This is a genomic window from uncultured Hyphomicrobium sp. (assembly GCF_902826555.1).
Lineage (GTDB): Bacteria > Pseudomonadota > Alphaproteobacteria > Rhizobiales > Hyphomicrobiaceae > Hyphomicrobium_C.
On the sequence record NZ_CADEFI010000035.1, the window covers coordinates 1 to 14,168 of the forward strand.

14 protein-coding genes are annotated in these 14,168 nt (G+C 65.6%); 6 read left to right on the forward strand and 8 right to left on the reverse strand.

Annotation, left to right across the window (positions count from 1 at the left end; genetic code table 11):
* Both QZV93_RS13580 and QZV93_RS13585 read right to left on the reverse strand, forming a co-directional pair.
* Positions 1-645, reverse strand: a 645-nt coding sequence (locus QZV93_RS13580; protein WP_295559165.1) for a glutamine synthetase beta-grasp domain-containing protein, incomplete at its 3' end; no start/stop codon positions are given.
* A 56-nt stretch (positions 646-701) separates the two neighbouring features.
* On the reverse strand, positions 702-1,040 hold the full coding sequence (locus QZV93_RS13585; RefSeq protein WP_295559166.1) for a P-II family nitrogen regulator: 339 nt from the start codon (positions 1,038-1,040) through the stop codon (positions 702-704).
* Positions 1,041-1,399: 359 nt separating this feature from the next.
* On the opposite strand from QZV93_RS13585, the gene QZV93_RS13590 reads away from it, so the two are divergent.
* Complete coding sequence (locus tag QZV93_RS13590; protein ID WP_295559202.1) at positions 1,400-2,860, forward strand: NAD(P)H-hydrate dehydratase; 1,461 nt, start codon at positions 1,400-1,402, stop codon at positions 2,858-2,860.
* A 10-nt stretch (positions 2,861-2,870) separates the two neighbouring features.
* Here the strand turns inward: QZV93_RS13590 and QZV93_RS13595 are convergent, their stop codons facing one another.
* Complete coding sequence (locus QZV93_RS13595; RefSeq protein ID WP_295559167.1) at positions 2,871-3,434, reverse strand: thioesterase family protein; 564 nt, start codon at positions 3,432-3,434, stop codon at positions 2,871-2,873.
* Positions 3,435-3,706: 272 nt separating this feature from the next.
* On the opposite strand from QZV93_RS13595, the gene QZV93_RS13600 reads away from it, so the two are divergent.
* The 4 genes from QZV93_RS13600 to QZV93_RS13615 all read left to right on the forward strand — a co-directional run bounded on the left by QZV93_RS13600 (position 3,707) and on the right by QZV93_RS13615 (position 8,437).
* Positions 3,707-5,353, forward strand: a complete 1,647-nt coding sequence (locus QZV93_RS13600) for a tetratricopeptide repeat protein (RefSeq protein WP_295559168.1) — start codon at positions 3,707-3,709, stop codon at positions 5,351-5,353.
* A 70-nt stretch (positions 5,354-5,423) separates the two neighbouring features.
* Complete coding sequence (locus QZV93_RS13605) at positions 5,424-6,872, forward strand: deoxyribodipyrimidine photo-lyase (protein WP_295559169.1); 1,449 nt, start codon at positions 5,424-5,426, stop codon at positions 6,870-6,872.
* Positions 6,873-7,010: 138 nt separating this feature from the next.
* Positions 7,011-7,436, forward strand: a complete 426-nt coding sequence (locus QZV93_RS13610) for a L,D-transpeptidase (protein WP_295559170.1) — start codon at positions 7,011-7,013, stop codon at positions 7,434-7,436.
* A gap of 38 nt (positions 7,437-7,474) precedes the next feature.
* A complete protein-coding gene (locus tag QZV93_RS13615; RefSeq protein ID WP_295559171.1) occupies positions 7,475-8,437 on the forward strand; it encodes a L,D-transpeptidase in 963 nt (320 codons plus the stop codon).
* Positions 8,438-8,499: 62 nt separating this feature from the next.
* Here QZV93_RS13615 and QZV93_RS13620 read toward each other — a convergent pair whose 3' ends face one another.
* From QZV93_RS13620 to QZV93_RS13630, 3 genes are all read right to left on the reverse strand, one after another.
* On the reverse strand, positions 8,500-9,885 hold the full coding sequence (locus QZV93_RS13620; protein WP_295559172.1) for a DUF1134 domain-containing protein: 1,386 nt from the start codon (positions 9,883-9,885) through the stop codon (positions 8,500-8,502).
* 175 nt (positions 9,886-10,060) lie between these two features.
* Positions 10,061-10,999, reverse strand: a complete 939-nt coding sequence (locus tag QZV93_RS13625) for a polysaccharide deacetylase family protein (RefSeq protein ID WP_363157118.1) — start codon at positions 10,997-10,999, stop codon at positions 10,061-10,063.
* A 125-nt stretch (positions 11,000-11,124) separates the two neighbouring features.
* The gene (locus QZV93_RS13630; RefSeq protein ID WP_295559173.1) at positions 11,125-11,538 is read right to left on the reverse strand and encodes a thioesterase family protein; all 414 of its coding nucleotides are present in this window, start codon (positions 11,536-11,538) and stop codon (positions 11,125-11,127) included.
* Positions 11,539-11,688: 150 nt separating this feature from the next.
* On the opposite strand from QZV93_RS13630, the gene QZV93_RS13635 reads away from it, so the two are divergent.
* Positions 11,689-11,943: a hypothetical protein gene (locus QZV93_RS13635; protein WP_295559174.1), complete on the forward strand. Its 255-nt coding sequence runs from the start codon at positions 11,689-11,691 to the stop codon at positions 11,941-11,943.
* 99 nt (positions 11,944-12,042) lie between these two features.
* On the opposite strand, the gene QZV93_RS13640 is transcribed toward QZV93_RS13635, so the two are convergent.
* Positions 12,043-13,191: an OmpA family protein gene (locus QZV93_RS13640; RefSeq protein WP_295559175.1), complete on the reverse strand. Its 1,149-nt coding sequence runs from the start codon at positions 13,189-13,191 to the stop codon at positions 12,043-12,045.
* A 201-nt stretch (positions 13,192-13,392) separates the two neighbouring features.
* Positions 13,393-14,010, reverse strand: a complete 618-nt coding sequence (locus QZV93_RS13645) for a Spy/CpxP family protein refolding chaperone (protein ID WP_295559176.1) — start codon at positions 14,008-14,010, stop codon at positions 13,393-13,395.
* Between the last annotated feature and the right edge of the window lie 158 nt (positions 14,011-14,168).

Below are 14,168 nucleotides of genomic sequence, written 5' to 3' on the forward strand. Positions count from 1 at the left end.
GGCGACCTCGTGGTGGTGCTTCTCGACCGCGACGCCCATCTCCGACATCACGGAGAGCATCTCGGAGCGGATGTCCTGGCAGGAGTCGATCGGCGGGACGGGGAAGTAGCCGCCCTTGACCTTCGGACGATGGGCCAGGTTGCCCATCTCGTACTCGGTGCCCGAGTTCGTGGGCAGCTCGGAGCTGTCGACCTTGTAGCCGACGTTGTACATGTCGGTGGTGTACTTCACGTCGTCGAAGATGAAGAACTCGGCTTCCGGGCCGAAGTAGACTTTATCGCCGATGCCAAGGGATGCCATGTAGGCCTCGGCCTTCTTGGCGATCGAACGCGGATCGCGCTCATAGGGCTGGCCGGTCAGCGGCTCGATGACGTCGCAGAAGATGGCGAGCGTCGTCTGGGCGAAGAAGGGGTCGATGTGGGCCGAATTCGGATCCGGCTTCAGAAACATGTCGGACGACTCGATGCCCTTCCAGCCGGCGATCGAGGAACCGTCGAAGGCATAGCCCTCGAACATGGCCTCATCCACGGTGCTCACGTCGGCGGTGACGTGCTGCATCTTGCCCTTGGTGTCGGTGAAGCGCAGGTCGACGAACTTTACGTCCTTATCCTTGACCAGCTTCAGCACGTCACTGACCGTTGTCATAGACACTCCCCTTTGTTTTCGAATTTTTCAGACCCTGCGTCGATGACGAGCGGGGATCAGATGGCTTCCGCGCCAGTCTCGCCTGTGCGGATGCGGATCGCCTCCTCGATCGTCGAGATGAAGATCTTGCCGTCACCGATCCGGCCCGTCTTAGCGGCCTTCTGGATCGCTTCAACTGCTTTTTCGAGCATCTCGTCGCCGAGAACGACTTCGATCTTCACCTTGGGCAAGAAGTCCACCACATATTCTGCGCCACGGTACAGCTCCGTGTGACCTTTCTGGCGGCCGAAACCCTTCGCCTCGATGACCGTGATGCCCTGCAGGCCGATGTCCTGGAGAGCTTCTTTGACCTCGTCGAGCTTGAAGGGCTTGATAATTGCTTCGATTTTTTTCATGCGCCCTTTGTCCTCCAGTAACCCCGGTCGCCAGCCTGATGCCGCGGAGCGGCGATCGGGTAGCACGGGATATGCCAACTCATTTGCCTTTTAGTTATACCTTGCAGGTCAGTGCGTTAGTAAATATTTGCCTCGTAGATAGGCAGGGGAGCGCCCTTTGATAGCCTAAAAAATAGGCTTTCTGTCCAGAATTTGTGCTCGCTATTTGCGCCGTGGGTGGACGGATCAAAATCCACTGTTCGATGGGTGGCGCAAGTCCTCATACACTCAATACGGGCCTGAGCCGGAACTGGGAGACGCACTTGCAGAACGAGACGATCTGGACGGACGGGGGGCTCGAGCTTCTGACGCCTGCGGAGATGGGGCGTGCCGATCGGCTCGCGGTGGAGCACGGCAGCGAAAGCCTCGCCCTCATGGAAGCGGCTGGGCGTGCCGTTGCGGATGCGGCGCGGCGCCTCGTGAAGCCTGGCGCGCGGGTGGCGGTTCTTGCCGGGCCGGGCAACAACGGTGGCGATGCGTTCGTTGCCGCGCGCCTGCTCAAGCGTGCGAGCTACGACGTGCGTTTGTTTCTCGCGGGCACGAAAGCGGCGCTCAAGGGCGATGCCGCCGAGATGGCGCGCCGCTTCGACGGCCCAATCCGTCCGCTCGATCCGTTTCAGCTCGAAAGCCTGCACCTCGTCATCGATGGTCTTTACGGCGCCGGCCTTACGCGGCCGATCGACGGCGTTGCCGCGGAGGTGGTCGCCGCCGTTATGGATCATGGAACACCTGTGCTTGCCATCGACGTGCCGAGCGGCCTCGATGGGGCGACCGGCGCGCCGCTGGGGCCGGTGCTGCGGGCCACCGAGACCGTGACGTTCTTCCGGCTGAAGCCGGGGCACCTGCTCTATCCGGGGCGAGCGCTCTGTGGAACGGTGCGCGTGGCCGACATCGGCATCCCGCCTTCCGTATTGGCGGGGCTCGGGATCAAGACATTCGCCAACAAACCAGCCCTATGGCGTGCGCTGTTTCCGTGGCCGTCGGCGGATGGACACAAGTATGCGCGGGGGCACGCCGTGGTGGTGTCGGGGCCTCCCGAGGCGACGGGCGCGGCGCGTCTCGCGGCCCGTGGAGCGCTGCGCGTGGGGGCAGGGCTGGTGACGGTCGCTAGCCCGCTCGATGCGGTCGAGGTCAACGCCCGGCACCTGACGGCTATCATGCTGAAGCCCTTCGAGGGGCCGGAAGGGCTCACGGAGCTGCTTTCGGACACACGGAAAAACGCGGTGCTGATCGGACCGGGCGGCGGTGTCGGGGAAGCGATGCGGCGGCTCGTCGAGGCGGCGTTGCGGTCGGACGCGGCGGTCGTGCTCGACGCCGATGCGCTGACGTCATTCGCCGGCGACGAGTTTCTACGACTGCGTTCGGCGATCGCGCAGCGGCGTGGCCGGCCGGTGGTTCTCACTCCGCACGACGGAGAGTTCGCGCGCCTGTTCGGCGAGGCGCCCGGCACGCGCCTCGATCGGGCCCGTCGCGGCGCGGCGGAGATCGGCGCGGAGGTGCTACTCAAGGGGTCCGACACAGTGATTGCCTCGCCTGAGGGGCCGGCTGCGATCAACGCCAATGCGCCCCCGTGGCTCGCTACGGCGGGCTCCGGCGACGTGCTCGGCGGGTTCATCACGGGGCTTCTCGCGCAGGGTATGCCGGCCTTCCAAGCGGCCGCTGCCGCGGCCTGGCTCCACGGCGAGGCGGGCGCCAACTTCGGCCCCGGCCTCATCGCCGAGGACCTGCCGGAACGGCTGCCCGCTGTGCTCGCGCGGCTGCAAGGTGCGCGGCCTGCTTGACGGCATCGACCTAGGCGTTGGCATCGCGGCCGGCTTCGCGCATGGAGCGGTCGGCTGCGAGGAACGTTTCGAACTCCTCCGGCAGCGGCGGGCTTTCGATCGAGGCGCCGATTTCCTGCATCATCTCGGAGACCGCAACGTAGCGGCGGGCCTTGCGGTCGTAGAGGGCGCCCTTGAACAGCGCGCGTGCGGAAACCTGGCCGTCACGCTCTCCGCCGGCAAAGACGAACCTCTGCTCGATCAGCACAGCCTGTTCCTGCCAGGCGACGACGCGCGTTTCGAGCCGGAAGCGGTCGAGGGCGCGCAGCTCGCGGCGGAAGCGGATGATGGCCGCGTTGGCCACGGGCGTCCAACTGTTGCGCCATACGGCGCTCCCCAAGCCGCTGCGTAGCAGCAGGTCGAGGCGCCCCAGATCCATGACGGCGAGGTAGCGTCCGTTGTTCATGTGCAGGCTGAGGTCGAGATCGTTCGGCAGCACGCGGAGCGTGAGTACGGAAACGTCGGTTGGGGCGGCCAGCCGCGGACGGAAGGGGGCGGTGAGAAACAGCCACAAGAGGCGCAGCCACAGGTTCATGTGATCGGTCCTTCGTGCGGCTCTCTAGTGCCGAATCGGTGGCGTCGGCACGTTCTCCCAACAATTCTTCTCACGTTTCTCCAACGTTTCTGGGCCACATTCGGCGTTTATTGACCGGTGTCACAGATTCAGAGGAAGATTCAATGGTGACGTCAGTCTACCATGGCGATCTTTCCTGACGTGGCGAAGAGGCGCTTTTGACCGCTCTGGGTATCGTTCGTGCCGTTTCCGTGTGTGCCGCGCTGGCACCGGCAGTCGTGGCCGGAGGCCCGATGGCCGCTGCGCCTGCCGAACCGGCGCAGATCGCTGAGGAGGGAGCCGGGGCACTCGTGCGCGGGGAAGCGCAGGCCGCGGTCTACAATTACACGGAAGCGCTCAAGGACACGGCGCTTCCCAACGACCGGCGGGCGGCCATTCTCAACGACCGCGGCGTCGCCAACGTCAAGCTCGGCCAGACACGGCAGGCGTTCGAGGATTTCAATCTCGCGGCGCAACTCTTTCCGGAGTTTGCCGCCGTCTACAACAACCGCGGCAATCTCCTGCTTTCGCTCGGGCTCCCCAAGGAGGCGATCAAGGACTTCGACCGCTCGCTCGTGCTCGCGCCCGGATATGCGGCCGCCTACAACAACCGCGCCGGGGCGCTGATGCGGCTCGGGCAGACCGAGGATGCGATCGATGACTATACGAAGTCGGTCAAGCTCATGCCGGCCAACCCGGCGCCGCTGAGCGGCCGCGGCCTTGCGCACCTCAAGCTCGACCGGCCGCAGGCGGCGATCCGCGACTTCTCGCGGGCGGTGAGGGCGGACGCGCGCTTCGCCGCCGGATACCGCAACCGGGCGGAGGCCAAGCTCGAGGTCGAGAGCTTCGACGAAGCGATCGAGGATCTTTCACGCGCCATCGCCTTCGATCCCAATCATGCGGAAAGCTATCTGCTGCGAGGGCGTGCGTATCTCTCGGTGCGCAACATGGCGTCGGCGATCAAGGACTTCTCGAAGGCGGCCGAGCTCGACCCGCGCAATGCGGAGGCTTTTGCGGAGCGTGGGTTTGCCTATGCGCTCGCGGAGGTCAACGAGGAGGCGTTCACGGATCTCAACAAAGCGATCGAGATCGATCCCAGGTCCGGACTGGCCTTTGCCTATCGCGCTCACGCCTACAAGCGCAGCGGACAAATCGACGTGGCGCTGCGCGATATCGAAGTGGCGCAGAAGCTCTCGCCGTCCGTCCCCGAAGTCTATTGGGTAAGGGCGGAGATCGAGGAAGCTCAGGGACAGACCGAGCAGGCCATCGCCGATCTCCGAAAGGCGCAGGAGCTGCGGCCGGGGTATCGCGCTGCCGGCGAGTCCCTGCAACGTCTCGGCGCTGCGCCCCAGCAGGCCGAAGAGCGCGAGGTCGCGGGCGCCGGTGTCGATACGTGGCGCGTCGTTGCTCGAGGAAAGCGCTTTTTTGCGATGGACGACCGGTATGCGCGCCTGTCCGTTCCCCTCGAGATGTTGGGAAGCGGCCAGCCGAAGCTTCTCGAATGGCAGATCAAGGAAGCTCCGTTCCAGGGCATCGGCACGCTGCGCTTCTTTGCCGGCCAGTCCGGTAAGGACGACATCGAGATGATTGCGGTGGTGGACTTCCAGGCCGGTGTCGTGGTGGCGGTGGAGCCGCACAAGCAAGGCGCCAAGGTCGCGACATGGTCATGGGACGCCGGCAAGGTGACGGTCGCCAGCGTCGACGGCGTCACCGATGAATTCGATCTGCGTGCCGGGGCGGGCGACGCGATGGCCGGTGCCGTGGGTGGGCGGCGCTATACGACAACGCAGACAGGGGCGTGGGCGCCCTGGGATTCACCATTGGGTGGCGGATTCGAGCAGCCCGCTCCGAAGCGCGTCAAGAAGAAATCCAAGACGCTGTTCGATCTTCTTTTCAATTGACGGGTGCACGGCGGGGGATCCGCCGGGCGCGCTTCAACGTTCAAGTTGACGCTTGAGCGGGGCCCCTTCCATGGAAAAGCCGATCATTGTCTGGTTCCGCCGCGATCTGCGCCTCGCGGATCATGCGGCGTTGTCGGCCGCGGTGGCGACCGGGCAACCCGTCGTCCCCGTCTTCGTTCTCGACGATGCGTCGCCCGCACGGTGGCGGGCGGGCGCAGCCACGCGCTGGTGGCTCCACTTCAGCCTCGAGCAGCTTGGCAGATCGCTGGCGGAACGCGGCGGTGCGCTCGTGCTGCGTCGAGGCGATGCTCGCCAGGTGCTCGTGGAGCTTGCCGCAGAATGCGAGGCCGCCGGCGTCTATTGCACGCGCGGATATGAGCCGTGGGCCGGCGATCTGGAAATCGATCTGCGCGATCGTCTTGCCGCGTCGGGCGTGGTCCTCAAACGCTTTGCCGGTGCGCTCCTGCACGATCCGGACCGGCTCAAGACGCAGGCCGGATCCCCGTTCAAGGTCTTCACCCCGTTCTGGAACGCGCTGCGCCGCGTCGAGATCGCGCGACCGCTGGATGTGCCGCCGCGAATTCCGTTGCCGGCAAAGAAGCCCAAGAGCGAACGATTGCAGGACTGGAAGCTTCTGCCGCGACGGCCGGATTGGGCGGGCGGCTTGCGCGACGCGTGGACACCGGGAGAGAGCGCGGCGCGCGAGCGGCTTGTGGCGTTTCTCGACGACGGCCTTGCCGACTATGCGACGCAGCGCAATCGCCCCGATCGCGCGGGTACGTCGCGACTTTCGCCGCATCTTGCCTTCGGAGAGATCAGCGTGCGGCAATGCTGGTTCGCCGCCAAGTCTGCCGCGGGCCGCGTCCCACATTCCGATGCCGGTCCGGAAACGTTTCTCAAAGAGCTCGCCTGGCGCGAGTTCTCCGCGCATCTCCTGCATCATTGGCCGACGCTGCCCGATGACCCGTTCCGCAAGGAGTTCGCGGCGTTTCCGTGGCGCCCGGATGCGAAAGCGCTCAAAGCCTGGCAGCGCGGCATGACCGGTTATCCGATCGTCGACGCCGGCATGCGGGAGCTGTGGGCGACCGGCTGGATGCACAATCGCGTGCGCATGATCGTCGCCTCGTTCCTGATCAAGGACCTCCTGCAGCCGTGGCAGGACGGCGAAGCGTGGTTCTGGGACACGCTTGTCGATGCCGACCTCGCCAACAATGCCGCGAGCTGGCAGTGGGTGGCGGGCTCGGGTGCGGACGCTGCGCCGTATTTCCGCATCTTCAATCCGATCAAGCAGGGTGAGACGTTCGATCCGGACGGCAGCTACGTGCGGCGCTGGGTGCCGGAGCTTGCGGCCCTGCCAGCGGCCGCCATCCATGCGCCGTGGCTCGCGCGCGGCGATGTGCTCGCTGCGGCGGGCGTCGAGATCGGCGTCAGCTACCCGGCGCCGATCGTCGATCACGGTGAGGCGCGTCAAGCCGCGCTGTCGGCATTCGCGTCGCTCAAGGGATCGTCTGCCGACTGACGCGGAGCTTAACCATTTGGTGAGCCGAGGGTCGCCCTAGGGGCTTTTGGTCAACACTCTTCTAACGGAAATGTGCTTCTCTCAGGCTTGGTGCCGCGCCAGCGGCCCGCGCTCTCGTTCGTTCGGAGTAGGAGAGATATGCGTCCCGTTTTTCTCGCGATCGCGCTTGCGGTCGCGTCGGCCCTCGTGCCTCAAGCCGCATCCGCCGAGGTCGTCGCCCGTATCAGCAAGAGTGGGCAGACGATGGATGTCTACGTCCACGGCACCCACTATTACAGCTGGCCGGTCTCCACGGGCCGCGGGCGTTATGCGACGCCGTCCGGAAGCTTCCGCCCGAAGCGCCTTGAGCGGCGCTGGTACTCTACGAAATACAACTATGCGCCAATGCACTACGCCGTGTTCTACAGCGGCGGCTACGCCATCCATGCCACCAGCGAGGTCGATCGGCTGGGGCGGCCAGCCTCGCACGGCTGCGTTCGTCTCGCACCCTCGCACGCGGCAACGTTCTATTCTCTCGTGCGGTCGCATGGGGCTCAGCGCACGCGCATCACGATCACGCATTAGCGGTCCTCGATTTGCCGAGTTTTGATGGAGTGCCTCTGATGAGGGCCAGAGTTTCTTCCGCCATACTGGTGCTGGCTGCTGCTTTTGCCGGCGAGGCCGCAGCGCAGAGCGCTGCCAGGCCGGATACTGCGCAGAACGGCGTTCCGACCGTCACCGTCATCAACAAGGCTCCAGAGGCTTCCGAACCGGCGCCGCCCGAGCTCAAGGTGACACCGCAGGCTGTCGAGCAACGGTCCGCCGCGCCTGTGGCCGCATCACCGCCTGCGACCGCTGCCACCGCGCCGGCGCCCGCGTCAGCCGCGACCGAGGCTGCGTCCAAGAGCGAAACGACCGCTGCACCGGCAAGTGAGCCGGCACCGGGTGCGCCGGCTAGCGAAACGGCGCAGACCACTCCGCCGCCGGAACCGACACTCGCCATCAATATCGATCTGACGCGTCAGGTGATGACGGTCTCCGAGGACGGCATGTCGGTTCACACGTGGCCGATCTCGTCGGCGCGCTACGGCTACCGCACGCCGACCGGCACGTTCCAGCCGACGTGGATGGCCAAGATGTGGTACTCGCGCCAGTATGATTATGCGCCGATGCCGCACGCGATCTTCTTCCATCAAGGCGTTGCGATCCACGCCACCTATGCGACACGAGCCTTAGGCCGGCCGGCCTCTCATGGCTGCGTGCGTCTGGCACCGCGGAACGCCTCGACGTTGTTCAAGCTGGTCAACAAGCACGGCAAGGAGCGCACGCAGATCGTCGTGCACGGGAGGCCCGATCATTCGGGTGGGGAGCAGGTGGCCTATGGGGCACCGGTCGACCGGCGCGAGGCCCCGGACCGGATACGGCGGGGCGCTCCGGCTTTCCGCTACCTGCCGCCGTCGTCCTATGCGCAGCGCGGGCCTGTCTCCAACTATGGATACGCGCGTACACGGCGGTCGTACGGCGGTGCCCCTCGGCGGCCGCCGCGCGGGCTCTACACCGCGTCTCCTTACGGCTATGGGTTCTGAGCGTTTGATACCGGTGATTCACGCCGCGCCCGATAGGAGGCGCGACGATCGGAGCGCAGGGTTCAGAACGGATTCCAGGTCGGGCGCGAGGAGAAACGCACGTAGCCGATGCTGGCGCCAAGTCTCAGCCCCAACCCTGACCGGATCGGCGCCATCGTGACGGCACCGCCCTTGAGCAGGGTCATGCCCACGCCGCCCACGAGATAAGCCGAGCCGTCAACGCCGGTGAAGCGCCGGAACAGGCTGTTCGGCTCGTGGAGTTCGTAGATCAGGAACAGCGTGCGCGAGCCTTCGGCGCCGACGTCGTAGCCGATCGACGGTCCGTGCCAATAGACCTTCTGGCTGCCGCCGTTGCGCAGGTAGAGAGTCCCCTCGCCGTAGCGCAGGCCGGCGAGGAATGCGCCGCCGCCTTCGTTGCCGAGCACGTAGGCCGTGGGGCGTCCGCCCTTGCGGAAGGCATGCTCGATCACGCTCGCGAGCGAGGTCGAGACGGTGCCGAAGAAGCCGCGCGTGGCTTCACGTATTTCGTCGATGGTGTAGCCCCCGCCACCGGCGTCGAACGTGGAAGCGTCTTCCTCACCTTCGCCGGGCGGCGGGGGAGGCAGCTCGTAGGGAGTGCCAGGGGGGGAAACGTCGTAGTTGGGTTCCGGCTGCGGCGGGATTACGGCCTCTGCGGTTGTGGTGCTCCAGCTCGAGGCGCGTTCGGTCTCCACGGGCGGCTTGGGAGACGACGGCTGCGGCTCCGATGAAGGCGCTGGCGATGCGGGCGCTGCGGCGTGAGGCGCTTGAGTTTCCGCCTGAGGCGCAGGGGGCGGAGCCGTCTTCGCGGTCTCGGTCTTCGGAGGATCCCTGCGGATCGGGGAAAGATCCGGCATCGGCTCGGGGGCTTTCGCGGCCGGAGACTCGGATTGCTGAGGAGCCGGCGCCGTGGCAGGTGCTGCCGGTTGCGGAGCTGTCTCGACCTTCGCGACCTCGGTTGTCACGGCGGCTTCGGTCTTTCCGAGCTCGCGGTCGATCTTGGCGATCAGATACGCCGACTTGGCGCGCATCACCGACATCAGCTTGCTCGAGGCCGTCTTGAGCTCGTCAAGATTGGCGCAGTCCGTCGCGCCGTCACTCTCGCTGCTTTCGGGGCTGCCGAGGGTATCGATCTTGCTCAGGAGCTCGCCCGCCTCGGCGTCGAACGCGTCGAGCTTGGCGTCATGGACCAGCTTGAGGCCCTTGGTCTCGTAGTCGGGGTCGGTCCATTTCTTGTGGTCGCGGAGGGCTGTCAGCTTGTCCTTGAGCTTGGGCTGGGTCTCGGCGCTGAACGCACGCAACTCCGCAGCCGATGCATCGACGGCGTCGCCGAAGCTGTCGGCGGTGCACGTGTCGGCCAAAACGCGCACTGGCGCCAGCGCAAACGCCAGCGCGAGGCCGAACCCGGCCAGGCGAACTATCCGTCTCATGGTCATCGACAACTCTCTTCTCGCCCACTTGGGGCGTTTTTAGGGAGTTTATCGAGGAAGGTCAGGCGCCGGCACCTCTTTTTTGGGCGAACCCTCTTTCGCCGCAGTCCGCCGTCTCCCGGGGCCCAGGCGAGGGGGCTCATCTTCACCGGGGCCCGCTGGACCCCGGTGCTTTTCAGGGGACGGTGCGCACGACGCTGGAGAGCGGGCGCTCGCTGCCCGCGGCCGGCAGGCCCTTCACGTCCTTCTCGATCAACGTGTCGTATTCGGCCAGCGTCTTGAGGTCGCCCTTGGCCTTCATCTGCACCACCTTGTAGCCGCCGGCCTTCAACGCCGCCAGCAAGGCGGGCATAGCCTTCGCGGTGTGGGGCTGGATGTCGTGCATCAGGATGATGCCTTTGCCGTTCTTGTCGAGCTTCTTCATGATGTTTTCGACCAGCTTCTCCGCGGTCTGGCGCTTGAAGTCGAAGCTATCGACGTCGGTCGAGAACATGGCGATGTTGCGGCTGGCGAGATGGGCCAGCGTGGCCTGGGAATCGCGCAGATACGGATAGCGGAAGAAGGGAGAGATCGGGCCGCCGACGGCACGGCGCACGCCGCTGATGCCCTTCTCGATCTCGTCCTTGGCCTCCTGATCAGACTTCTTGCGCAGATCCTGATGCGACCAGGTGTGGGTGCCGATGGTGTGGCCGCGGTGGGCGACATCGCGAATGATCTCGGGAAGGCCGATCGCCATCTTGCCGAGCGTGAAGAAGATCGCCTTCGTGCATTGCGCATCGAGCGCGTCGAGGATGGCCTTGGTGGTGTTGACCTGCGGGCCGTCGTCGAAGGTGATCACGACCTCTTTCGGCTGCAGGAAGTCATAGGCCTTGTAATGCTCCATACCGAAGCCAGGGCCGCCCGTGGTGTCGATCTCGACGGTGCGGGCAACGCCGAGTGCGTCGGGGTTGGTGCATGCGGTTTTGGGGGGCTCGGGCAGCGCGGAGGTCTCGGGCGCGGCCTCGGCGGCTTTCGACGCGCCGCCGGCTGCAGCGGGCGCCTTTTGCGATTCGCCGGCGGTCACCGCGGTGGTGGCCAGCATAACGAGCAGCAGCGACAGCATTGAGCGCATCATGTCCTCCCCAGTTTTTCGGCGCCCTTCTTAGCAGCAAATGGTGGCGTCGGGGAGGCCTTCAGCTCCACATGGGGAAAAGCCTGAGGGCGCGCGGTGGGCAACGGGCAAATGGGGGCGCCCGCACGTCAGGGCGATTTGGCTGCGAGCTTGGCCTTGAAGCGCTCTGCATCGACGACGATGCGGGTGTGCGTTGCCTTACCGATCGGCTCCACGGCATCCCGCGCGACGATGGAGAAGACGAGCTTGCGTCCGTCGATCGCCGTCAGCGTGGCGGTTGCCTCGACGGCGACACCCGGCGGGGTGGCTGCGGTGTGACTCACGTCGAGATGCACGCCCAGGGTTGCTTCGCCGGGGGCGAGACGGTGCTCCACGCAATCGACGGCGGCTTGCTCCATGAGGGCGACCATGGACGGGGTCGCGTAGACCGTAATCGTGCCGCTGCCTACGGCGGGGGCCGTCTGCTCCTCGGTGACGACGACGGTCGCGCGGCCTTCGAGGCCCGGTTCGAGGTCGCGGATCGGAGATCGGGTCTGTTCCATGCGCGTTCCTCGGCGACGACGGCGGTGGTTCGAGGTTTTCCAGAAAAGATGCGCGTTGTCACGCCAGGAACAGCTGCAATGACGGATGCGACGTAAGTTGGCGTCATCGGATTACATCGCCTGCGATCGACGGGCGACTAGGAGGCTTCAATGACCACGCTTCGCACCACCGGTTTCGTTGCTCTCGCCATCGCCGCTGCTTTCGCTCCGCTCGTCGCGGGGGGCGCGGCTCATGCCAAGGGCAAGGACTTCTATGCGCAAAGCTACCAGTTCGACCGGCCGATGAACGGCTACGAGGGTTTTTCGGGCGCCTATCATTGCTCTTATGTCAAGACGCCGAAGAACGTCTGCAACAAGGCCGGCCAGTGCAAACGGGTCTGGGAGCTTCTGCAGACCTGTCAGTAAAATTCCCGACTCAAGCTTTCCTCCTCCCCCCGCGCGTTGTCTGGCCCCGGTGCAAATCGGGGCCTTTTTCGTTGCGGGATCGCGAGAGGCTTTTGCACGTCAGCGGGTGACACGCAGCTCCACGCGGCGGTCGAGCTGGAAAAGTGCCTCGCCGGAATAGGCTGCGCGGTCGACACCCATATAGGGCTCTCGCTTGCCCTTCGGCGTCAGCTTCAAATCGCCGGTATAGCCACCGTCTTTCAACAGCCGCGACACGGTTTCGAGCCGCTCGCGCGAGAGGTCGAGATTGTAGTTGTCGGTGCCGCGCTCGTCGGCGTGGCCGGTGAGCTCGACCTGCGACAGGTGCTTCAGCGTCAGATACTCGAGCAGCAAGGCCGCCGCGCGCTCACCGTCCGGGGTGAGTATGGCCTGATTGTAGACGAACATGAGCGGCACCGGGATGACATCGGTCTTCACGCCGGCGGACGCCGACGGCGTGGGGGGCGTGTCCTGGACGGTGACGGTCGGCGCGGCATCTGCAGTCTGGGCTGGCGGAGGCGGAGCGGGCGTTGCGGCTGGGCTCGGCGTCCCGGCGGCTGCGGTCGCGTCTTGCGTTGGTGCGGGCGCTGTTTCCGGAGGGCTCGATTTGGCAGCGTCGGTGGGCGCGGCCTCACTCTTTTTGGCGTCCTCGCTCTTCTTTGCATCCTCTCTGGCCTGCTCGACCAAGTTCTCGAACTTGCGCAGGACCTCGCCGGCGACGGCGGAGGGCGACGTGGGCTCGGCCTTTGCAACCTGGGTCTTGGGCGGCTCGGGTGCCGGCGGCGGCGTCTGGCTGACCTGATACGTCAGGCTCGGATCGGTGCTTGCGAATTTGTGCTCGGTGGAAAGGCTCCATTCGCCGTTCGCATCAGCTTTGACCGTCCCGGCCGGCTTTCCGTTCTCGAGCACGGTGACGTAGCTGTCGGGTGCGGCGCGTCCGGCGAAGACGGACGTGCCTTCGGGCGAGATGCGCGAGATGTCGATGGAGACGTCGCCGTAGCTCTGGGCGGCCGGTGTGTCGCCGAGAGCGGCCGTGGTTTCCTCAACCGTTTTTTCGGCCGTCTTGGACGCGTCTGCGGATGGGGACTGCTCACGATCTTTTGACGCGGTCTCATGCTTCGCGGAGGTGATGCTCCACGGGAACTCGATGCCGAGGTGACCCGCCGCGAAAATGGCGGCCACGCCTAGCACGGCCAGAAAAAACACCGAAAGTGCAACGCGCCGGAGCATTGCCACCTCACCACCTGATCGTTGCTTCTATGCCGATACGATGGTGCAGGTTTGCGGACTTATCAAGGCTTCGGCCGCCGTTTTCTCCTCACAAAGAAGAAGGCGCAGAGTTAATGGCAACCCTGCGCCTCCCGGGCCTATGATCAATCCTCGATTCCGCCGCGGGGCCGGGGGATGCCCGGAGCGGTCAGGTGTCGTCCATCAGCCCTTATCGTCGGGGGCGGCGGCGGGGCCTTCAGGCTCCGGTCCACGCTCGGGGCCGCCCCGATCCCGGTCACGACGCCAGTGCCCTTTGCCTTTGCCGCCGCGTCCGCTGCGGTCGAGCTTGGCCTTCTGATCGTCGGACAACGTGGCGTAGAACTTCTCGGCCGCCGGGCGGAACTGCTTCAGCGCCTCAAGAGAAGCCTCAAGACCGGTCTGCGTCAGGGCGAGGCGCTCGATCGCGGTGCGCTTCGGACGCTCGCCGTTGTCGGCCTTCTCCGGCTCTTTGGGGCAGGCTTCACGCATCTTGTCGGCTGCGGAGCGGGTGGCGGTCTTGAATTCCTCGAAGGCGGCCTTCTGCTCCTCGGTCGGCTTCACGCGATGCTCGATGCGCACCAGAGCGTGGTCGGTCATCTCGCCCGACTGGTCACGGCAGATGCGATAGTTGGGGCCGCCGAAAGAAAGCCCCAGCGGGCCCATGCCAGCGCCGTGGCCGAAGTGGCGGCCCTTGTTGTGGCCCTGCCAGTAGTGTCCGCGCTCGGCCATGGCGCCGGCGGCCACAAGGCCCACCGTTGCAGCGGCGAGACCCGCGATAATGTATTTGCCCTTTGGTGTCATGTACTCGGTCTCCTTGCTCGATCAGCGCGGGGCTTTTCTGGCCCATCTCCGGAGGGGGATCCTGTGCGCCGTCTTGCAAGGAGAAACGGGGCGCGCGCGGATTTCCGTCGCGCGCCTTCCTATTCGTAATGTTCTACTGGCAGGCCTTCTGATGCGCG

Excerpts from the sequence above, each read along its gene's own strand:
- QZV93_RS13585 (WP_295559166.1), bottom strand. The coding sequence starts at position 1,040 with ATGAAAAAAATCGAAGCAATTATCAAGCCCTTCAAGCTCGACGAGGTC.
- QZV93_RS13590 (WP_295559202.1), top strand. The coding sequence starts at position 1,400 with ATGGGGCGTGCCGATCGGCTCGCGGTGGAGCACGGCAGCGAAAGCCTC.
- QZV93_RS13595 (WP_295559167.1), bottom strand. The coding sequence starts at position 3,434 with ATGAACCTGTGGCTGCGCCTCTTGTGGCTGTTTCTCACCGCCCCCTTC.
- QZV93_RS13600 (WP_295559168.1), top strand. The coding sequence starts at position 3,707 with ATGGCCGCTGCGCCTGCCGAACCGGCGCAGATCGCTGAGGAGGGAGCC.
- QZV93_RS13605 (WP_295559169.1), top strand. The coding sequence starts at position 5,424 with ATGGAAAAGCCGATCATTGTCTGGTTCCGCCGCGATCTGCGCCTCGCG.
- QZV93_RS13610 (WP_295559170.1), top strand. The coding sequence starts at position 7,011 with ATGCGTCCCGTTTTTCTCGCGATCGCGCTTGCGGTCGCGTCGGCCCTC.
- QZV93_RS13615 (WP_295559171.1), top strand. The coding sequence starts at position 7,475 with ATGAGGGCCAGAGTTTCTTCCGCCATACTGGTGCTGGCTGCTGCTTTT.
- QZV93_RS13620 (WP_295559172.1), bottom strand. The coding sequence starts at position 9,885 with ATGAGACGGATAGTTCGCCTGGCCGGGTTCGGCCTCGCGCTGGCGTTT.
- QZV93_RS13625 (WP_363157118.1), bottom strand. The coding sequence starts at position 10,999 with ATGATGCGCTCAATGCTGTCGCTGCTGCTCGTTATGCTGGCCACCACC.
- QZV93_RS13630 (WP_295559173.1), bottom strand. The coding sequence starts at position 11,538 with ATGGAACAGACCCGATCTCCGATCCGCGACCTCGAACCGGGCCTCGAA.
- QZV93_RS13635 (WP_295559174.1), top strand. The coding sequence starts at position 11,689 with ATGACCACGCTTCGCACCACCGGTTTCGTTGCTCTCGCCATCGCCGCT.
- QZV93_RS13640 (WP_295559175.1), bottom strand. The coding sequence starts at position 13,191 with ATGCTCCGGCGCGTTGCACTTTCGGTGTTTTTTCTGGCCGTGCTAGGC.
- QZV93_RS13645 (WP_295559176.1), bottom strand. The coding sequence starts at position 14,010 with ATGACACCAAAGGGCAAATACATTATCGCGGGTCTCGCCGCTGCAACG.